Origin of the sequence: Gymnodinialimonas ceratoperidinii, from assembly GCF_019297855.1 — a bacterium.
Taxonomy (GTDB): domain Bacteria; phylum Pseudomonadota; class Alphaproteobacteria; order Rhodobacterales; family Rhodobacteraceae; genus Gymnodinialimonas; species Gymnodinialimonas ceratoperidinii.
In genome coordinates this window covers 3,369,169-3,388,532 of the sequence record NZ_CP079194.1, presented here as the reverse complement: position 1 = coordinate 3,388,532, position 19,364 = coordinate 3,369,169, and the positions used below count along the sequence as shown (strand labels likewise).

The 19,364-nt window shown below is 64.1% G+C and carries 14 protein-coding genes; 11 read left to right on the top strand and 3 right to left on the bottom strand.

Going from position 1 to position 19,364, the window contains the following annotated elements:
• Nucleotides 1-5: 5 nt before the first annotated feature.
• Genes KYE46_RS16355 through KYE46_RS16340 form a run of 4 tightly spaced genes read left to right on the top strand, consistent with a single transcriptional unit; the run spans nt 6 to nt 6,604 of the window.
• The gene (locus KYE46_RS16355) at nt 6-1,823 is read left to right on the top strand and encodes an RND family efflux transporter (RefSeq protein ID WP_219002131.1); all 1,818 of its coding nucleotides are present in this window, start codon (nt 6-8) and stop codon (nt 1,821-1,823) included.
• A gap of 6 nt (nt 1,824-1,829) precedes the next feature.
• Nucleotides 1,830-3,947, top strand: a complete 2,118-nt coding sequence (locus tag KYE46_RS16350) for a PqqD family peptide modification chaperone (RefSeq protein WP_219002128.1) — start codon at nt 1,830-1,832, stop codon at nt 3,945-3,947.
• A gap of 9 nt (nt 3,948-3,956) precedes the next feature.
• Nucleotides 3,957-5,867 carry a preprotein translocase subunit SecA gene (locus KYE46_RS16345; protein WP_219002127.1) on the top strand — a complete coding sequence of 637 codons (1,911 nt, stop codon included), beginning with the start codon at nt 3,957-3,959 and terminating at the stop codon, nt 5,865-5,867.
• Nucleotides 5,868-5,881: 14 nt separating this feature from the next.
• Complete coding sequence (locus KYE46_RS16340; protein ID WP_219002124.1) at nt 5,882-6,604, top strand: efflux RND transporter periplasmic adaptor subunit; 723 nt, start codon at nt 5,882-5,884, stop codon at nt 6,602-6,604.
• 10 nt (nt 6,605-6,614) lie between these two features.
• On the opposite strand, the gene KYE46_RS16335 is transcribed toward KYE46_RS16340, so the two are convergent.
• Nucleotides 6,615-7,376: a hypothetical protein gene (locus KYE46_RS16335; RefSeq protein ID WP_219002122.1), complete on the bottom strand. Its 762-nt coding sequence runs from the start codon at nt 7,374-7,376 to the stop codon at nt 6,615-6,617.
• A gap of 133 nt (nt 7,377-7,509) precedes the next feature.
• On the opposite strand from KYE46_RS16335, the gene KYE46_RS16330 reads away from it, so the two are divergent.
• The 7 genes from KYE46_RS16330 (at nt 7,510) to asnB (ending at nt 16,746) form a co-directional block, all read left to right on the top strand.
• The gene (locus KYE46_RS16330) at nt 7,510-8,664 is read left to right on the top strand and encodes a BamA/TamA family outer membrane protein (RefSeq protein WP_219002120.1); all 1,155 of its coding nucleotides are present in this window, start codon (nt 7,510-7,512) and stop codon (nt 8,662-8,664) included.
• Between the two features lie 358 nt (nt 8,665-9,022).
• Nucleotides 9,023-10,642: a peptide ABC transporter substrate-binding protein gene (locus KYE46_RS16325; protein ID WP_219002117.1), complete on the top strand. Its 1,620-nt coding sequence runs from the start codon at nt 9,023-9,025 to the stop codon at nt 10,640-10,642.
• Between the two features lie 51 nt (nt 10,643-10,693).
• The gene (gene oppB, locus KYE46_RS16320; RefSeq protein WP_219002116.1) at nt 10,694-11,617 is read left to right on the top strand and encodes an oligopeptide ABC transporter permease OppB; all 924 of its coding nucleotides are present in this window, start codon (nt 10,694-10,696) and stop codon (nt 11,615-11,617) included.
• A gap of 16 nt (nt 11,618-11,633) precedes the next feature.
• The gene (locus KYE46_RS16315; protein ID WP_219002114.1) at nt 11,634-12,587 is read left to right on the top strand and encodes an ABC transporter permease subunit; all 954 of its coding nucleotides are present in this window, start codon (nt 11,634-11,636) and stop codon (nt 12,585-12,587) included.
• A gap of 1 nt (nt 12,588) precedes the next feature.
• The gene (locus KYE46_RS16310; RefSeq protein ID WP_247716865.1) at nt 12,589-13,581 is read left to right on the top strand and encodes an oligopeptide/dipeptide ABC transporter ATP-binding protein; all 993 of its coding nucleotides are present in this window, start codon (nt 12,589-12,591) and stop codon (nt 13,579-13,581) included.
• The gene (locus KYE46_RS16305; RefSeq protein ID WP_219002110.1) at nt 13,578-14,588 is read left to right on the top strand and encodes an ABC transporter ATP-binding protein; all 1,011 of its coding nucleotides are present in this window, start codon (nt 13,578-13,580) and stop codon (nt 14,586-14,588) included. The genes KYE46_RS16310 and KYE46_RS16305 overlap by 4 nt, the downstream gene beginning before the upstream one ends.
• Before the next feature lie 304 nt (nt 14,589-14,892).
• A complete protein-coding gene (gene asnB / locus KYE46_RS16300) occupies nt 14,893-16,746 on the top strand; it encodes an asparagine synthase (glutamine-hydrolyzing) (RefSeq protein ID WP_219002107.1) in 1,854 nt (617 codons plus the stop codon).
• A 30-nt stretch (nt 16,747-16,776) separates the two neighbouring features.
• Here the strand turns inward: asnB and KYE46_RS16295 are convergent, their stop codons facing one another.
• Both KYE46_RS16295 and KYE46_RS16290 read right to left on the bottom strand, forming a co-directional pair.
• Nucleotides 16,777-17,943, bottom strand: coding sequence for a glycosyltransferase family 4 protein (locus KYE46_RS16295; protein ID WP_219002105.1), 1,167 nt, complete (start codon nt 17,941-17,943; stop codon nt 16,777-16,779).
• A gap of 185 nt (nt 17,944-18,128) precedes the next feature.
• Nucleotides 18,129-19,034, bottom strand: a complete 906-nt coding sequence (locus KYE46_RS16290; protein ID WP_219002103.1) for a UTP--glucose-1-phosphate uridylyltransferase — start codon at nt 19,032-19,034, stop codon at nt 18,129-18,131.
• Nucleotides 19,035-19,364: the final 330 nt, after the last annotated feature.

Sequence of the window (19,364 nt, the reverse complement as noted above, 5' to 3'; positions counted from 1 at the left end):
CCCTTATGGCCGCCAGCCCTGAATACCCTCTTTTCCGCGAGGCCCTGGGACGACACCTCGCGTCGCTCCAGGGTCTTTCGGGCGTTCAGGCGTTCCTGCGCGAAGGCGACGGGCTGTGGCAGGAGGCGGCCCGTTTCGGCAAGATCGACGAGGCGCGGATGATGCCGACGCTCGACGCCTACACCCCGGACGGGGGCGGTGCGGTGGAAGCGATTGCCGGCGCGCAAAACGCCTGGGCCGCCCATTACATGGTCGGCGGCGCGGGGCTCGATCTGGTGTTGATGCTGCGCCTCGACGGGGTCGCCCCCGCCGACCTGCAGTCGCAACTGACGCTGGTGGAGACCCGCGTGGGCTGGCTCCTCGTCGCCGCGTTAAGCGACCGCAGCGCGCAATTGGGGGCCGTGGCCATCGGCACCGAGGTCGGCAGCCAGATCCTGCTCGACGCCGCAACGGCCCGCAACCGCCGCCAGCTTGCCGACCAATGGGTCGCCCGGCTGGAGAAAGCCCTGACCCCCGACCTGATCGCGGTGACCTGGCTGAAGGGCGACAAGCCCAAGCTTCAGGCGCTTTCGGGCGGCGGCATGGTGGACCGCAACAGCGAGGCCCGCAGCCAGATCGAAGCGCTGGCCGATCACGCGGTGCGCGCCCGTGCGCCGCAGATCATCGACGTGGTCGATGCCGAGCCCGACGACAAGCTGCCCACCGCCACCGACGATCAGCTGCCCGACCCGAAGGAGCAGATCCTGCTGGAAGACGCCATGGCCCGGATCCGGGTTCTGGGCGGCACGCGGGGTCTGTCCCTGCCGGTCTACGGCGGCGATGATCCCAAGGCGGTGATCGTCTGCATCTGGGCCGATGACACGCTGGCCGGCGATATCCATCCCGAATCCGCCGATCTCCTGACCCAGGTGCTGAGCACCTCGCTCTCGATCCAGGCGCGGGCGTTTCCCTCGCTCTGGCGGCGGGTGGGGAACTGGCTCTGGGCGATCATCCGCGGCGTCTTCGGCCCGACGGTCTGGCGCCTCAAGCTGTTCCTGCTTCTCGCGACCTGCCTCATCGTTGCGCTGGCGCTCTGGCCATCGCAGTTTCAACCCACCTTCTCGGCCCGGATTGAAGCGCAGGACCGCCGCGTGGTCTCCGCGCCTTACGACGGCTTCCTCGCCGAAGCGCCGTTCCAGCTTGGCGACCGCATCCAGCCGGGGGAGGTCATCGTCGCTCTCGAGGACAGCGACCTCGTGCTGCAACTGGCCGAAACCCAATCGGAGCTGTCCGAGGTCGCCAGCGAAGTACAGGCCGCCCGCGCGCAGCGTGACAGCGCCCGCGTGCAAAGCCTCGAGGCCCAGAGCCGGCAGATCCAGGTACGGCTCGACCTGCTGCAACGGCAATTGGATCTGGCCCGGTTCGAGGCCGAGGCGCCGGCCGTCGTCGTCGGCGGCGACGCGTGGCGCAGGGTTGGCGGCCGCGTCCGTCTCGGCGAGCCGCTGCTGGAGCTTGCCGCCCCCGATGGCTTCCGGGTGCTGGTCTTCATCGACGAGGATTGGGTCGCGGACCTTGACGCCGACGCCGCCGGCACGCTGCTGCTGACCGCCCACCCCGGAGCGCCCATCGAGGTCACGCTCAGCAACATCACCTCCGATCCGCAGCTTCGCGACGGGGTGAACACCTTCACCGCGTGGATGGATATCGAGGAACAGCCCGACGTCGTCCTGCTCGACGGGATGCGCGGCGTTGTCCGGGTCGACGGCGGCGAGACATCCATGCTGGGCGCCTATACGCGCGGGGCCGCGCGGTGGCTGCGCCGCACGCTCTGGCGGTGGAGCTGACCGGCCATGTCGACGCTTCGGAACCCCGATTGGCACCTTCTGTCCGATCAAAGCTTCCGTCGCCGGGCGGCCGTTGAAACCAGCCACCAGATGTTTCGCGGCGAGGCTTTCATCGTCCTCTCCGATCAGGTCACCGGCCAACATCTACGCCTGACCGAACGTGCGCAGGAGTTGTGGCAGATGTTCGATGGCCGCACGAGCCTCGGCGACATCTGGGAAGCGCTGATGCAGCGCCCGGCGATTGCGCCAACCCAGGGCGAGATCGTGGAATGGGTGATGCAGCTGGTGGGCTCCGGCCTGCTGCTGTCGGACCACGATCTCGATCCCAAGCACCTCAGCGACCGGACAGGCAAGCGCCGCACCGCCGCCGTGGAGCAGCGCTTCGTCAGCCCCCTTGCCGTCAAGATCAAGCTCTTCGACCCGAGCGCGCTGGTCCGGGTCACTTACCCGTTCGTGGCCTTCCTTTTCACGCCCCTTGGCGGCATCGCGATCCTCGCGCTGGTGATCACGGCGATCACCATGGCGATCATGAACGCCGAGGCGCTGATGCAATCGACGGATCAATCGCTGATCTCGCAGGGGGGGCTTTTGTCCCTCGCCTTGGCCTATCCGATCATGAAGGGCCTGCACGAGCTGGCCCATTGCTACGCTCTCAGGCGCTTCGGCGGCGAAGTGCGGGAATTCGGCGTCATGCTGCTGGTGATGTTCCCGGTGCCCTATGTCGAGGCGTCGGCGGCCAGCACCTTGCCCTCCAAATACGCGCGGATGCTGGTGGGGGCGGCGGGCATCGTGGCCGAGGTCATGATCGCCGCCATCGCGCTGCTCATCTGGTTGCAGATCGAACCGGGGCTGGAGCGCGCGCTCCTGTTCAATTTCGTGCTCATCGGCTCGATCTCCACCATCGTGTTCAACGGCAATCCGCTCCTGAAATTCGATGCCTATTTCGTGCTCGCCGACTGGCTGGAGATGCCCAACCTCGCGCAGCGCTCCGGCGAGTATCTGCAGGACCGGTTCCTGTCGCGGATCATCGGACTGCGCCAAGAGGTGGAGCCGCGTCCGGGCGAGGCGCGCATCCTTGCGGTCTACGGCGTCGCCTCGCTGGCCTACCGGATGCTCCTGACCTTGACGATCGCGCTGATCGTCTCGTCATGGTTCTATGTTTTCGGCATTCTTTTGGCGGCATGGGCTGTCATCATGGGGGTGTTCTGGCCGCTGTTCAAAGTTGCAAAAAAAGGGGTGCGCATGGCACGAACGCAAAACCGGGTGCGCCGGGCCGGGGTGCGGCTGGCGCTCTTTCTGGCGCTCGCCATCGGGTTGCTGGCCTTTGTCCCGTTGCCGTTCTCTGCCCGTGGTGAAGGCCGCATCGTGCCGGTGCCGGGCGCCGAGGTTTCGGCCGCCACGGCGGGTCTGCTCTCGGACAGCGAGGTTGCCGACGGCGCGCAGGTCACACGCGGCACGACGCTGATTCAGCTCACCAACCCGGTCCAATCGGCGCGCCGCGACGCCTTGGCGATGAACGTCGCCTACCTCGAAGACGCGCTGGAGCGCAGCGGCCTGAGCGTGGCCGAGCGCCAGCGCTTCGAGGGCGAGCTCGAGGTCGCCCTCGCGAGCCTCGCCAATGCCGAGGTGCTGGAAGACGCCCTCTCGGTCCGGGCGCCGCTGGATGGACGCCTGAGCTGGACGGCGGGTCAGGCGCCGACGCCCGGCACCTTCGTGTTCCGCGGCGACCGTCTGGGCTTCATCATCAACGCCGAGGCGCTGCAGATCGTGGCCGCGATCCCGGCGGCTTATTCCGGCCGCGCCGAAGGGGTGGGCCGGATCGAGTTCCGCCTTCCGAACGAGACCTCCATCACCGTGCCTTTCACCCGCGAGCGGATCGTGGACGTGGGTCAGCAGGTCCCGCCGGAGCTGCTCCGTTCGGCGGGTGGCCCGGTGCCCGAGCAGCCGGGCAACCCCGGCATGGCGCTGGATGCGCGCTGGATCATCTGGGCCGCGCCGGACCGCGATCTGTCGCGGTGGGCCGGCGCGCGCGTGGAGGCGCGGGTCGATCTCGGCTCTGCCAGCGCGCTGGTGCAGGCCCAGTTCCACCTGCGCCGCCTGTTCCTGCGCGTCACGCGCTTCTAGGGCGGGGCGATGGCGGAGCGTCCGACCCTCAAGGCCTTCGCGCGCTCGCGCCGCCGCCCGGTGCGTCGCGACGTGAAACCCCTGTCACGGGTACGCCTGTTTCTGGACGAATGGATCACCTGGCGCTTCGCTGCACGGGTCGACCGAACCGCCGCCATGCAGCGCGCCATTGCCGCCGAGCGCGCCAGCTTTGAAGCGCTCGACGATGCCGAATTGCGCGCGCTTTTCGACAAGCCTCTCCGCGCCGAGGATCTTATGGATGCGGCCAAGGGGGCCGAGCGGTTCTGCGCCGTGCTCGAAGTCTTCCGCCGCGAGACCGGCCTGCGGCTGCGTGAGAACCAGATCGAATGCGCCCTGCGGCTCCTCTCGGGCACCTGCGTGGAGTTGCGGACGGGTGAGGGCAAGACGCTGGCGGCGGGCATGGCGGCGATTGCGGCGGCCAGCGTCGGCGTCTCGGTCCATGTGGTCACGGTGAACGATTACCTCGCCGCGCGTGACCACGAGCTGATCGCGCCGATGGCCCGTTTCATCGGGGTCAGCACCGCCGTGATGCAGCAGGATGACAAGGACGACGACCGGCGCACCGGCTACGATCACGACATCGTCTACGGCACCAACAAGGTCGTGGTGTTCGACCACCTCCGCGACCGGCGCGAACAGCGCACCCTTGGCGACAGCCATCGCCCCCGGCAGACCGGGCAGGCGCTTGCCATCATCGATGAGGCCGACTCGGTCCTGATCGATGACGCCACGGTGCCGATGATCCTTTCGGAGCCGTCCAAGCCGCCACCGCCGGTGGACATGGCCCTGTTCCGGCACCTCGTCGCCTTCGCAAGCGCCTTGCAGGAGGGCGCGGAGCGCGAGCGCGACAAGCATGGCAGCTGGCGCCTGACCCCGCGCGGGCTGGCGGCACTGAAGCGCGAGGCTGCAAGCTGGCGCCACCCGCTGGCACGGACCTCGGACATCATCGGGCTGGCGGAAACGGCGCTGATGGCCTGCTACGGGTTTCTCAATGGCGTCGCCTATATCGTGCAGGACGATGAGGTCGTGATGATCGATCAGGCGACCGGCCGGCTCATGCCCGATCGCAAATGGGATTACGGCCTGCAGCAGATGGTCGAACTGGTCGCGGGCGTCCCCCCGAGTGACGAGACGCGCACCGTCGGGCAGATCACGCAGCAGACGTACTTCCGCCAATACCGCATCCTCTCGGGCCTGACCGGCACCGCGAAGGAATGCAGGGGCGAGTTCTGGGCGATCTACGGCCTCGCGGTCTGGGCCGTCGCGCCCCACGCCAGGAGCCAGCTGAAGGGCAACCCGCTGCGCGTGTTCCGCACGCAGGCGCAGAAATGGGACGCGGTCGCTCGGCGCGCCATCGATATCGCCGAAACCCGCGCCGTGTTGATCGGCCTCAACGACGTTGCCGAAAGCGCCGCCCTGCAGGCGACTTTCGCCGAGCTGGGGCGCGAGGTGGCGGTGCTCGACGCGCTGACCGAGGCGCAGGAAGCCGAATTGGTCGCCCGCGCCGGTCAGCAGGGCGCGATCACCATCGCCACCCACCTCGCGGGGCGCGGCACCGACATCGGCCTCGCGCCGGAAGTGCGCGCAGCGGGCGGCCTGCATGTGATCATCGCCTCGGTCATGCCCTCGGGCCGGTTGGAGCGGCAGCTCTATGGACGGGCAGGGCGGCAAGGCGATCCGGGCAGCTACGACACGATGATCAGCCTGCAGGACCGGGGGCTGGTCGAAGGGGCTTTCTCCCTCGCGCGGCACGTTGCAACCTCGTTGCTGCGTCTGGGCGCCTTCCCGGCCCGCAGCCTGTCGCAGATACAGGCGGACCGGGATCGGCGGTCGCGGGCGATGCGACGGCAGACACTGCTGCGTGAACAGGATATGGTTAAGCGATTGGGCTATCGGTAAAAAGAGGAAGGCAGATGATGCGAAGGTGGAAGATGATGGCGGCAGCGCTGACAGGGCTGCTTTGCGCCGGACCCGTGGCAGCCCAGGTCGCCGCGCCCCTGACCTGCCTGCTGGTGCCCGCGCGCAGCAGCGATATCGGCTCCGACCGCAGCGGGATCGTGATCTCCGTTGATGTCGCGCGGGGCGATTTCGTCGAGGCGGGCGATCCCCTCGTCCGCTTCGATACGCGTCTGGCCGACGCCGATCTGCAGGTCGCCCAGATCACCATCAACGGCCTGCAGGAGCGCCTTGGCCGCAGCGAAGGGCTCCTGAGCCGCAACCTGATTTCCCGCGACGAGATCGAGGCCCTGCGCACCGATCTGGCGCTTGCCATGGCGGAGCAGGCGCGCGCGCTGATCGAGCTCGAGCGCGGCACCATCCGCGCGCCTTTCGCGGGCTACGTCGCCGAGGTCGCCATCGCGGAGGGCGAGTTGATCGGGCCGGAGCCGCTTCTGCGGATCATCGAGGTGGATCAACTCGAGGCCGAGCTGGTCTTCCTTGCCGGCGCGTTCGGCGAATTCGAGATCGGGCAGGAAATCTCGCTCTCGGTGGAATTGACGCAAGCCAGCGTCACGGCCACGATCACCGCCATCGATCCCTTCATCGACGCCACCTCGAACACGTTCACCGTGATGGCCGAGATCGACAATCCCGACCGCGCGATCCCCGCCGGCAGCAGCTGCGCGGTGGCGCTCTAATCGGGGAGCTCTAGGCGAGGCGCTCCAGCGCGCCAAGCACCTGCTCGGGCGTGCTTTCGACGTAGACCGTCAGGAAATCGCCCTTCTCGCTGTCGCGTCCGCCCGCGAGGTGCACGAGGTCCCGGGTTCGCAGCGCCTCCACGATCTCGTCGCCCATGGGGCGCTCGGCGAGGGGGGCGGCCCACCGGGCAAGGCTGGCACGGTCCAGTTCCGCGCGCCGCACGGTTGTCAGCCACGACGATCGCTCCGCCGCCATGGTGCGCGTGCAGATCGCCGTCTCCGCGGTCAGGTCGGCGAAGACGTCTTCGGCGGCCACCGGGTCAAGGCCGAAGCGGGCGAAGCTCTCGGCCATCGGTGGCCAGAACGCCGCCTTGGGGGCAACCGGCTGGCAATGGTAATCATCGCGGCGCACCACGCCCGAGGGGAGCGACTTGAACCCCCGGTACAGCGGGAAAGGCGTCAGGTTGCCCGCGTCCACCCGCGCGGCCAGCACCTCCCAATATTGCGTGTAGACCCGGACCGAGGCGCCATCGCCGCGCAGCGCGAGGCCAATGGCGTCGGCCCCCGGCAAGGCCCGTGACCACGTCGACAAAAGCCCCTCTGGCAGTCCGAGGGACAGCGCGGCCGAGGCGATCATCTTTGACGCCTCCACCGAGGTCTCGAAAAAGAAAAGCACCCGCGCCTCGGTGCCCTGCGCCGTCATCGACCATGACCGTTCACAGGCATCGGCGCTGTGGGCGAGGCGTTCAAGTTCAGAGAAATCATGATCCATGCCGAACGATGGATCATGTGCGGCGACGTTGAAAGTCACAGGTTCAAAAAAATGCGCCGTTTCCGCTTTTCGATGGCTAGGAACAACGGCTTGAATTCATTAGCGTTACGCTAAGGCAGCGTCGGGGGACAATATGCGCTCGTTCAAAATTTTCTTGGCTTCGATGATTTGCGCCTGCGGAATGCAGGCCACGGCGCAGACCGTGGCGACCGGAGAGGGCGCGCCGGAAGCGGCCGCGGACAGCTACAACCCCAATCCGATCGCGAATTTGTCAGCCAGAATTGGCTATAACACCGATAGCGGTTTCGTCGGGGGGCTGGGATACGAGACCGAAAGGTTCCTCGGGCAGGACGCCGATTTCTCGATGCGGATCGAGGCGCAGGAAGGCGCGACTCGCTTCAACGTCTCTTACGGCAACGATGCCATCTTCGGAGAATCACCCCGCTTCGGCCTCACGCTCTCGCATTCGGAAACGACCGAGGGCGATGTCTATGGGTTCGAATCCACCGCGACCCGCCTGCAACCGCGTCTGACATGGGATCTGACCGAGCGCAGCCAGATTTCCACCTTCCTGAATTACTCGCGCAACGAGATCGGCTCGGTCGATGCGACGGATTCCATCCTGATCCGCAACGATGAGGGGCAGGACCACCGCCTCTCGCTTGGCGCGACCTACCGCGCCGCGCTTCCGATTGAAGGCAGCGGCCCCCTGCGTCGCGCCCGGTTCAGCTTCGGGATCGAGGCCGGGCATACCAGCCGTGACCACGAATTCGCGATCTTCACGGCGCGCGCCTCGACGGTCCACACGTTCGGGGACGGCAATGTGATCATCGGCAGCTCGGTGCGGCTGGGCCACATGGCGACGATGGAGGGGACCTCCAACATCGGCGACCGGTTCATGCTCGGCAGCAGCTCCCTGCGTGGCTTTGCCTTCGGCGGCTTCGGTCCCCGCGATCTTGCCGTCGACAACGAGCCCGCGCTGGGCGGCACCTCCTACGGCATCGGCCGCTTTGACGCGCGGTTCCCCAATGCTTTCGGCAGTGATTCCTCCCTGACGCCCGGCGTCTTTCTCGATGCGGGCAGCCTCTGGGGTCTGGATGACGTGAACGGCGGCCTCGCGGGCGCCGACCCGGTGGATGACGCCGCCTATCTGCGGAGCGCCGCCGGTGTCACCTTGCGGATCGACACGGGCATCGGCCCCTTCAACATCTACGCCGCCGTGCCTCTGGCCGAGGAAGACTACGACCAGACGCAGGAATTCGGCCTGTCCTTCAGCCAGAGCTTCTGAGCCGCCCGACGCCCCCATCGCCCGCCCCCGTGCGTGCATTTTCCCGCGCGAGCGGGTGGCGTCCCGGTGAAGTTTTACTTTAGTCATCCGGGGTTTCCGCGCAAAACTCTCTCCCCTTCGCGGCTGTCGCGATCGCCCCGCGGGCGGCATCAAAAGGCCCGTACCCCCTTGCATGGAAAGGCCGACGCAGGGTCATCGGCCAGTTCTTGCTCACTTTTCGCCTCTGACGCGCCGTCACCGGGCCGAGCCGTGCCACAAGCGTGGACATATCAAAATTTGCGCGGAAAGATGAGCCTCGGTTCCCATGCGCTGCACGCGCGGAGGGGCCATGGGAGAAGTCACACCACGGGAGATTATCATGAAACGTCACGTTCTACTTGCCGCTGCCAGCACCTTGGTGCTGAGCCTGCCGGCCTTCGCGCAAGAGACCCATCCGGAGACCGGCGAGACGCTGGCCGAAACTCAGGAATTTTCCTATCGGTTGCTGGACCAGTTTCCCTCCATCGACCCGCAGCTGATCGAAGAGACCGCAGGCGGCCACGTGGCCCGGCAGGTCTTCGAGGGGCTTCTGACCCAGAACGCCGACGGCTCCCTGCGCCCCGGCGTGGCCACCGAATGGTCGAGCGAGGACAACCAGACATGGACCTTCACGCTGCGCGACGACGCGCGCTGGTCCAACGGTGATCCCGTCACCGCCAATGATTTCGTCTATGCATGGCGCCGCGCCGCCGATCCCGCCACGGCCTCGGAATATGCATGGTATGTCGAGCTGACGCAGATGGTGAACGCGGCCGAGATCATCGCCGGTGAGCTGCCGCCCGAGGAATTGGGCGTGCGTGCCATCGACGACCATACGCTGGAAGTCTCCCTGAACGCGCCGCTGCCCTACTTCCCGCAGATGGCCGTGCATTACACGCTGATGCCGACCCATCAGGCCACCATCGAGGCCCATGGCTCCGATTGGACGCAGCCCGGCAACATCGTCAGCAACGGCGCCTATATCCTCACCGATATTGCCGTGAACGAATTCTTCGAGCTTGAGCCGAACCCCGAGTACTGGGGCGCGGATGACGTGATCATCGAGCGTGTCACCGGCTATGTCATCAACGATCCCAACCAGGCGCTGAGCCGATTCCAGGCGGACGAATTCGACATGATGGACGACCTTCCCGCCGGCTCCTATCCGGATCTGGAAGCGGAGATGCCCGATACCGTCCACGCGACGCCGCGCCTGTGTACCTACTACTACACGATCAACCAGTCCGAGAGCGGCCACGAGGCGCTGCAGGACCCCCGCGTGCGCACCGCGCTCAGCTACGCCGTGCGCCGTGACGTGATCGTGGATCAGATCCTTCAGGCCGGTCAGCGTCCCGCCTACAGCTTCACCCATTGGGCGACCGCTGATTTCGAGATGCCGACCATCGCCTACTCCGAGATGACCCAGGAAGAACGCAACGAAGAAGCGATGCGCCTGATGACCGAGGCCGGCTACGGCCCCGACAACCCCATCGACCTGAACCTGATCTACAACACCTCCGAGAACCACCGGCAGATCGCGATTGCCGTGTCGCAGATGTGGGCGCCGCTTGGCGTGAACATCGAACTGGCGAACTACGAATGGCAGAGCTACCTCGACATTCGCGGCAACCAGAACTTCGACGTGGCCCGCTCGGCATGGTGCGGTGACTACAACGAAGCCTCGACCTTCCTTGACCTTCTGACCTCGCGCAACGCCAACAACGACGGCAAGTTCGTGAACGAGGAATACGACGCGCTGATGTCCGAGGCGGCGGTCACGTCGGATCCGAACCCGCTCTACGAGCAGGCCGAGCAGATCCTTGCTGAAGAGATGGCGATCATCCCGATCTACCACTACTCGCAGAACTTCGTGCTGGACCCGACGATCCGGAACTGGCCGATGGAGAACGTGGAGAACAACTGGTACGTCCGCGATCTCTACCGCGTCGCGGCCGAGTAATCCAAGGCAGACCGTGGCGGAGCCCTGCGCTTCGCCACGGCGCTATTTTCGATGACAGCATTCATTCTCAAACGACTTCTGGTCGCGATCCCGGTGCTGCTGGTGCTGGTCGTGCTGACCTTCGTCCTGATGTACGCCGCCCCCGGCAGCCCCTTCGCCTCCGAGCGCGGGGTGCCGCCGGCCGTGCTGGCCAACCTCGAACGCGAGTACGGGCTGGATCGCTCGTTCATCGAGCAGATCGCCACCTACATCTGGAACATCGTCTCGAGCTTCGATTTCGGGCCCTCGTTCCAATACCGTGATCAAGACGTCAACGACCTGATCGCGCAGGGTTTTCCCGTGACGCTGACCTATGGCTTCTGGAGCTTCATCGTCGCCATCGCCGTGGGCGCGCCGCTCGGTATCCTCGCCGCGATCCGCCACAACTCGGGGCTGGATTATGCCGCCGTGGGCATCTCGGTGGGCGCGCAAGTGCTGCCGAACTTCGTGCTCGCGCCGATCCTCGTGTTGGTCTTCACCGTCTGGCTCGGCTGGCTGCCCGGCGGCGGCTGGCAGGGGGGGCAGATCGAATACGTGATCCTGCCGGTGATCGCGCTTTCGACCTCTTTCATGGCCTCCATCGCGCGGATCGCGCGGGCCTCGATGCTGGAGGTGATGACCTCGAACTTCATCCGCACCGCCCGCGCCAAGGGCCTGCCCGAGCGTGTCGTGGTCCTGCGCCATGCCCTCAAGCCGGCGCTTCTGCCGGTGATCTCCTATCTCGGGCCGGCCTTCGTCGGCATGATCACCGGTTCGGTGGTGATCGATATCTATTTCTCCACCGGCGGCATCGGGCAGTTCTTCGTCGCCTCGGCGCTGAACCGCGATTACGGCGTGATGATGGGGATCACCGTCCTGCTCGGCGCCTTGACCATCTTCTTCAACCTTCTGGTCGACATCCTCTACGCGTGGATCGATCCGAAGATCAGGTATTGAGGCGGGAGACAGACAGATGCTTGCCACCCGACAAACCGCAGATGCCCTCGCTGACACGCCGCTGGCCGGTCCGCCGCGGTCCCTCTGGCAGGACGCGCGGCGCCGCTTCGCGCGCAACAAGGCCGCCGTGAGCGGGCTGATCGTGCTCCTGCTGATCGGCGCCTTCGCCCTTTTCGGGCCGCTCGTGGCGCAGAACTCCAACGAGACGATCAACTGGTCGATCCTCGGTAACGTCGATAACGCGGGCGGGCCGTGTTTCTTCTCCGGCCCCGACAACGAGATCCCGCCCTGTTCCGAGACCGGCCTCTGGTTCGGCACCGATGCGCAGGCGCGCGACCTCTTCGCGCGGACGGTGCAGGGCACCCAGATCAGCCTGATGGTCGGCATCGTCGGCGCGCTGATCGCGGTCATCGTCGGCACGCTCTACGGCGCGGTCGCGGGCTACTTCGGCGGGCGGCTCGACAACGTCATGATGCGGATCGTCGATGTGCTCATGTCGATCCCCTACATGTTCGTGCTGATCCTGCTGCTGGTGATCTTCGGCCGCTCGATCCTGATGCTGTTCATCGGCATCGGCCTGATCTCATGGCTCGACATGGCGCGGATCGCGCGGGGTCAGACGCTGTCGCTGCGCGGCAAGGAATTCGTCGAGGCCGCCATCGCCACCGGCGTGGCGCCCTTCCGCATCATCCTGCGCCATATCGTGCCGAACTTGCTCGGCGTCGTGATCGTCTACGCGACGCTGCTGGTGCCCTCGATGATCATCTACGAGAGCTTCATCTCCTTCCTCGGCCTCGGCGTGCAGGAGCCGCTGACGTCATGGGGCGCGCTGATCAACGACGGCGCCGACCAGATGCGGCAGGGGCTCTGGATGCTGCTCATCCCGCTCTCGTTCTTCGTCGCGACCCTCTTTGCCTTCTTCTTCGTGGGCGACGGGCTGCGCGATGCGCTCGACCCCAAGGACCGCTGACATGACCGATGGCGCAATGAACACCCCGCTGCTGGCGGTCCGCGACCTTTCGGTCGCCTTCAACACCCCCGACGGCACCGTGAACGCGGTCAACGAGATCTCCTTCGATCTCGCCGCCAAGGACACGCTGGCCATCGTGGGGGAAAGCGGCTCGGGCAAGACGCAGCTCGCCTTCGCGATCCTCGGCCTGCTGGCGCGCAACGGCACCGCCTCGGGCTCTGTCCGGCTGGAGGGGGAGGAGATTCTGAACCTCCCCGAGCGGCAGCTGAACCGCATCCGCTCCGAGCGGATCTCGATGATCTTTCAGGATCCGATGACCTCCCTGAACCCCTACCTGCGGATCGGCACGCAGATGGCCGAGGTGCTGCAACTGCACAAGGGCAACACCCGTTCCGAGGCTTATGACGAGGCCGCCCGGATGCTCGACGCCGTGCGGATCTCGGACGCCAAGAGCCGCCTGCGGATGTATCCCCACGAGTTCTCGGGCGGGATGCGCCAGCGCATCATGATCGCCATGTCGCTGCTCTGCCGGCCGAAGATCCTGATCGCGGACGAGCCGACCACCGCGCTCGACGTGACCGTGCAGGCGCAGATCATGGATCTCCTGGCCGATATCCGCGAGGATTTCGGCACCGCCGTCGTCCTCATCACCCACGATCTCGGCATCGTCGCCGGCGCCACCGAGCGCACCATGGTGATGTATGGCGGCCGGGTGATGGAGACGGGCCCCACCGACAAGGTCTTCGCCGCGCCCTCGCATCCCTACACCCTCGGGCTGCTGGCCGCCGTGCCGCGCCTCGACGTGGAGCAGGAGGCGCTCAGCACCATTCCGGGAGAGCCGCCAGACCTCCTGAACCTGCCGAAAGGCTGCCCCTTCTCCCGGCGCTGCCCGCTGGTGCATGAACCCTGCCTCGAAAGAATGCCGCCGCTGGAGCGTTTCGACACCGATCGCCTGCGCGCCTGCTATGCCAACCGCGAAACGGTGCAGCCATGACGCAAGAAACCGAGCTTTTGCGCGTCGAAAACCTCGACGTGACCTTCAAGATACCCAAGCGCGGCGCCATGCCCTGGACCGCGCCCGACGAGCTGCAGGCCGTGAGCCAGGCGAACCTCTCGGTCCTGCGCGGCGAGACCCTCGGGCTGGTGGGCGAAAGCGGCTCGGGCAAGTCGACCCTGGCGCGCGCCATCATCGGCACGGTTCCGGCCACCGGCGGGCGCGTGCTGTGGAAGGGGAAGGATCTGACCGCGCTCTCCGCCGCCGAGCGGCGCAGCCACGGGCGCCACGTGCAGATGATCTTCCAGGATCCGCTGGCCGCCCTGAACCCGCGCATGACCTTGGGCCAGATCGTGGCCGAGCCCCTGCAGACCCATCAACCGGACACCGACGCCGATACCCGTCGCCGCAAGGTCGGCGAGATGCTGGAACGGGTGGGCCTCCTGCCCAACCTGCAAAACCGCTACCCGCACGAGTTTTCCGGCGGTCAGTGCCAACGCATCGGCATTGCCCGCGCCCTGATCACCGAGCCCGAACTGGTGATCTGCGACGAGCCGGTCAGCGCGCTGGACGTTTCGGTGCAGGCGCAGGTGGTCAACCTGCTGGCCGAGTTGCAGCGCGAGATGGGCCTGAGCCTGCTCTTCATCGCCCATGACCTCTCGGTGGTGCGCCACGTCTCCTCGCGCATCGCGGTGATGTACCTCGGGCGCTTGGTCGAAGTCGGCCCGGCCGCCTCGGTGATCGGCAACCCGGTGCACCCCTACACCAAGGCGCTCATCGCCTCCGTCCCGATCCCCGACCCGGTGAAGGAGAAGGCCCGCAAACGGCCGATCCTCGGCGGCGAACTGCCCTCGCCAATCGACCCGCCCTCCGGCTGCGTCTTCCGCACCCGCTGCCCCATCGCCCGCGCCGAATGCGCCACCTTCCGCCCGGAAATGCGCGAGGTCGGGGCGGACCACACGGTCGCCTGCCCGTTTAGCGAAGGCGGCGATGACCTGGCGGGGTAGGGGGTGGGTACTGTTGGCGGCACTCCGCGCGGGTAGCGGGGCACAGGCTTAAGAGCCGCTACTAACCCCTCCGGTGCCTCTTTTCAGGGCACTGTCAGGCAAAATTGCTTCCACGCCGACAATCTGCGCCAGATGATCTTTTTGCAGACTTTGTCCCGGCACTGTGCTTAGATTACAGGGCTTTACTTCAGGTTATGAAGAGGCGCGCCAAGGCCGCGACTGATCGAGGCGCGTTGCAGGTTCCGGCATCTTATTTCGATGCTAATTTTTTAGTGAGTGATTTCGCCAGATTACAAGGCAGACCATGTGTGGGATTTTTGGACTCGTTACACGGCCGGGAAGATTCTCTGAAGCAGAGGTCCGAACGGCTCTAAACACGATTACGCATCGCGGGCCCGACGATTACGGCGTGCTCAAGTTATCCGCCGCCGGCCGTGACGTCTGGTTGTGCCAAAGGCGGCTATCCATCATCGATCTGAGCGTGAAGGGCCATCAGCCGATGGAAGGACGCTCGAGATCAGGCGCGCACGGCTGGATGGTCTACAACGGCGAAGCCTATAACTTCCACGAGTTGCAAGCCGATATGCAGCAGGAATGGGCCTTCGATTCCTCGTCGGATACCGAAGTTCTGCTGGCTGGCATGTTGACCAAGGGGCCGGATTTTCTGAGACGGGTCAATGGGATGCTGGCCCTCGCGCTGTTTGATGCGAACAAGCAGACATTGACGCTGGCGCGTGACAAGCTGGGAAAGAAGCCTCTCTATCTCTACCAAAATGACGAAACCTTCGCGTTCTCGTCGGAACTGAAACCCCTTCGCGAGTTGAACTTGCCGTTGACCGTGAACGAGACGGCAATGTCGTACTACGAATGGTTGGGCTACATCCCGCACGACATGACGATCTACAAGGAATGCCGCAAGCTTCCCGCGTCGAGTTATCTTGAATTCGACGTCGCGCAGGCATTTGAAAAAGACAAGCGGAGCGTGCAATATTGGGACGCCTTGACCGGTTTCGGTGCGAAATTCACCGGTAATTACGACGAAGCGATCGAGGAGTTTCTGTCTCTTCTGGATGATGCGACAAGGCTCCGTCTGGTTGCCGATGTTCCCGTTGGGGTCTTCCTGTCGGGCGGCATCGACTCGAGCCTCGTGGCGTCGAGCGTGCAGAGGATCGCACCCGGGCAGATCACCGCATTCTCGGTCAAATTCGCACAGACGGAGTTCGACGAATCCGTTGTAGCGAAGGACACTGCCGCGCAGCTGGGCATGAACCTCGAACTGCTGGAACTGGGTGATGAGGAACTGTCGCGACAACTCGAGAAAATTCCCGTCCACTATGACGAGCCCTTCTCGGACAGCTCGCAGATTCCCACCCTCGCGATCTCCGAAGCGGCGCGCAAGCACGTCTCGGTCGTGCTGACGGGCGACGGAGGCGATGAGGTCTTTCTGGGCTATCCCCGCTACGCCTTCCTGTTGAAGCTCGAACGGATGAGAAAGCTACTCTCTGCGATCCCTCTGGCAAGAGGGACAGGGCGGCTTGTCCTTGGTTCGAGATTTGGTGAGAGGTTGATCTCCGGCCTGCTGCGCGCAAACGGCGGCAATACCCGCAAGGTTCAATCGTCGGTCAACCGATTGAAAACCATACTCGAAGCGGATTCCATCGCCGAGGTTTACGATTCAATCATGTCTGTGCGGCCGAAGAATGAGGCGTTTTCAGGCGCCGCCACGAAGGGTGAGCCGCAGTTGTTCGACCTTGTGAAGAGCTGGTATCCGGACAACAACTGGCAGGCGCTTGAGGGACTCCCCATGCAAGAGCAATTGGGTGCGCTGGATATGCTGACATTCATGCGCGACGATGTGCTGGTGAAAGTGGACCGTGCTTCCATGGCCTATAGTCTCGAGGCCCGTTCACCGCTTTTAGACTACCGGATCATCGAATTTGCCAACTCCCTGCCGCTGCATTTCAAAATGCATGAAGGCGTTCACAAAAGGATTCTCAGGGACGCCTTGGGCAAGCGACTGGGCGGCGAAATCACGAAGCTGAAGAAATCGGGCTTCGATGTGCCTTTGCCGATGGGTGCCGGGGACGGGCAGGACCCGCAAGCGTCATGGAACACCCATGTAAAAGGGGCGTGGGAGGCGTCGCTCGTCCGACCCTAGACGAGGCCGCGAGCGGTGGCGCAACGCGCGTCAGCTCTCGCCGACAAGCTCCGCGTAGATGCGACGGGTGTTGTCGCACATCGTCTCCATTGAGTAATTTCTCGTGACATGCGCCTTCAGCAGGGCCCCCCGATGGGCAGCCTCCTGCGGATTGGTGAACAGATAGGCCAGCTTGCGGGAAAGGTCCTCTGCATCTTCCAGGCGAAACGAAAGGCCCGGGTGGTCATTCAGGGTGTCATCCACAGGGGCACCGTCGAACAGAGCCACGTTCTCGGGAATGTCGCTGACCACGGAAGGAACCGCGTAAGCCATTGCCGTGAGGAGCGAATTCGACATGCCCTCGACCGAGGAGGGGAGGACGAACGCATAGGCGTTGTCGAATAGTTCAGCCAAATCCTTCTGGCCATCCACGTAGCCGAGAAACTTGATGTTGTCGCTCTCATGCACACGCAGTCCGGCGTAATATTCCGGCGAAAAGCCCTTATGCCCTGCAATTGCCAGCTTCAGATCCGAACCCGTCTCGGCTACCGCTTTTTGAAAAGCTTCGATCAGGGTGTGGCAGCCCTTCTCGGGCTCCAGCCTCGCAGCGAAAAGGACGTAGCCCTTACGTGAGAGGGAGAACGACTTGATGAAATCAGGCTCGAAACTATCGGTCGGGATGATTGCACCATTCGGGATGTAGATGGTCTCCTTCCCGTATTTCTCCAGATAGTACTCCTTCATGGCATGGGAGTTTACCGTGGCGATATGGGGCACCCTGAGCGTTACAAACTCACAGAAGCGCAAAAAGGCCTTTGCCAGAGGGTTCCATTTCTCGCGTTGCGAGTCGATCGCCCTGATGGCCCCCACGACCTTCTTTCCAAATAGGCGAGGCAGAAAGCTGAAGAATGCAGGCCCGACATTGTTGAATTGAACAACCTGAACGTCTCGATCGAGGCATACATGCAAGGTTGAAAAAAATGACCGCGTCAGGTTGTCGAGATGTTTCGTCGCGATGCTCGGAATTTCGACCCTTGTCACATTCTCCGGGTATAGCGCGTCCTTTTCGCGCTTTTCGGCGGGCGAAGCTGATTTCTTGCAATAAACGACGACCTGATCGCCTCTCTCCGCGAGGTTCTGCGTCAAGCGATCTACATATGTCTCCGTGCCCCCATAGTCCGCTGGAATGCCTCTCGTGCCGACGAATGCAATTTTCATACTTTGAAAGAACTCCAGAGACAGGACCGCTTAAATGCTTTGAGTGATAGGCTAAGGGCTGCTTTGCCGCCGGTCTATAGGCGTGACGCCGGGATCGCTCGGCAAAGGAAATTGGCGGCGGACAAATCGTTTGACTTGTCGTGTATTGGACTTTCAAGTCCACGGGTCGTCTAGCGGCAAAGCAATCAGCTCGACATTCGCTCTCGGGCTCCCAAGGCTTCGGACAGGAGATCGAGGTATTCCTGAAACTCGTCCGCCAGATCATCGCGTTGCAATGCCACCGCCACCGTTGCCATGAGGAAGCCGATCTTTGATCCGCAATCGAACCGTTGCCCCCTGAAGCAGAAACCGTAGACGGGGCGATCTTCCTCGATCTCCCGCGCGATCGCATCCGTCAGTTGGATCTCACCCCCGGCGCCGGGCTTCGTCGATCCGAGGTTCCGCATGACCTGAGGCGAGAGAATGTAGCGGCCGATGACGGCCAGGTTCGATGGCTGCTCTCCGGCCTTCGGCTTCTCGACCATGCCATTCACGGACACGATGCTTCCCATGTTTTCTGCAATGTCCAGAATGCCGTAGGAAGAAGCCTTGGCTGATGGAACTTCCATCGCCGCCACGACCGATCCGCCGATTTCGGCGTGCGCCTCAACCATCTGCTGCAAGCAGGGTTTGTCGCCGATGATCACGTCATCTGGCAGCATGACGGCGAAAGGTTCATTCCCCAAAAGGCGGCGCGCGCACCAGACCGCATGACCCAGGCCATTGGCCTTGTGTTGGCGAATATAGGCAATCGCCCCGCTCTGCATGTTGGTGGATTTCAGCAGCTCGAGAAGCTCAGTCTTGCCCTTCTTCCTGAGCGTCTGGGTCAATTCCGGCGAATGGTCGAAATAGTCTTCCAACGCGCTTTTGCCGCGCGAGGTCACGAAAATGAAATCCTCGATCCCCGCGGCACGCGCTTCGTCGATCGCATACTGGATCAACGGGCGGTCGACGAGGGTCATGATTTCTTTCGGGATCGATTTTGTGGCGGGGAGGAAGCGGGTTCCCAATCCAGCGACGGGAAAAATGGCTTTCGTGACTTTCTGTTTCATCAACTGGTCTCCAATAAAATGCTGGCGCAGAATTGGTGGCCGGTTAACAGACCATGACGCGCCCTTCCGCCGCCGCGGACGGGGGCAAGGCTTTGGGTGAGACCAACATTATTTTGGATTTGTCACCCAGAACGCGTCCGGACGGATCTACCCGAGCACTATGGCAGATTCGCGGTCTTCAAACCAGTTCGGGGGGCGGTGCTTCACTGATATTAACAGCGCGCGCTACAATTTTTAGTCTTATTACCAAGCGGTTCGCACAGCAGGATGCGCCGTCTGGCAATAGCGCGACGGAAACGGATTGTTGAACCCCATCGGATCCGATGGGGG

What these genes read in the sequence shown, in the direction of transcription:
- KYE46_RS16355 (WP_219002131.1), top strand. Translation starts at nt 6, where the DNA reads ATGGCCGCCAGCCCTGAATACCCTCTTTTCCGCGAGGCCCTGGGACGA.
- KYE46_RS16350 (WP_219002128.1), top strand. Translation starts at nt 1,830, where the DNA reads ATGTCGACGCTTCGGAACCCCGATTGGCACCTTCTGTCCGATCAAAGC.
- KYE46_RS16345 (WP_219002127.1), top strand. Translation starts at nt 3,957, where the DNA reads ATGGCGGAGCGTCCGACCCTCAAGGCCTTCGCGCGCTCGCGCCGCCGC.
- KYE46_RS16340 (WP_219002124.1), top strand. Translation starts at nt 5,882, where the DNA reads ATGATGCGAAGGTGGAAGATGATGGCGGCAGCGCTGACAGGGCTGCTT.
- KYE46_RS16335 (WP_219002122.1), bottom strand. Translation starts at nt 7,376, where the DNA reads ATGGATCATGATTTCTCTGAACTTGAACGCCTCGCCCACAGCGCCGAT.
- KYE46_RS16330 (WP_219002120.1), top strand. Translation starts at nt 7,510, where the DNA reads ATGCGCTCGTTCAAAATTTTCTTGGCTTCGATGATTTGCGCCTGCGGA.
- KYE46_RS16325 (WP_219002117.1), top strand. Translation starts at nt 9,023, where the DNA reads ATGAAACGTCACGTTCTACTTGCCGCTGCCAGCACCTTGGTGCTGAGC.
- oppB (WP_219002116.1), top strand. Translation starts at nt 10,694, where the DNA reads ATGACAGCATTCATTCTCAAACGACTTCTGGTCGCGATCCCGGTGCTG.
- KYE46_RS16315 (WP_219002114.1), top strand. Translation starts at nt 11,634, where the DNA reads ATGCTTGCCACCCGACAAACCGCAGATGCCCTCGCTGACACGCCGCTG.
- KYE46_RS16310 (WP_247716865.1), top strand. Translation starts at nt 12,589, where the DNA reads ATGACCGATGGCGCAATGAACACCCCGCTGCTGGCGGTCCGCGACCTT.
- KYE46_RS16305 (WP_219002110.1), top strand. Translation starts at nt 13,578, where the DNA reads ATGACGCAAGAAACCGAGCTTTTGCGCGTCGAAAACCTCGACGTGACC.
- asnB (WP_219002107.1), top strand. Translation starts at nt 14,893, where the DNA reads ATGTGTGGGATTTTTGGACTCGTTACACGGCCGGGAAGATTCTCTGAA.
- KYE46_RS16295 (WP_219002105.1), bottom strand. Translation starts at nt 17,943, where the DNA reads ATGAAAATTGCATTCGTCGGCACGAGAGGCATTCCAGCGGACTATGGG.
- KYE46_RS16290 (WP_219002103.1), bottom strand. Translation starts at nt 19,034, where the DNA reads ATGAAACAGAAAGTCACGAAAGCCATTTTTCCCGTCGCTGGATTGGGA.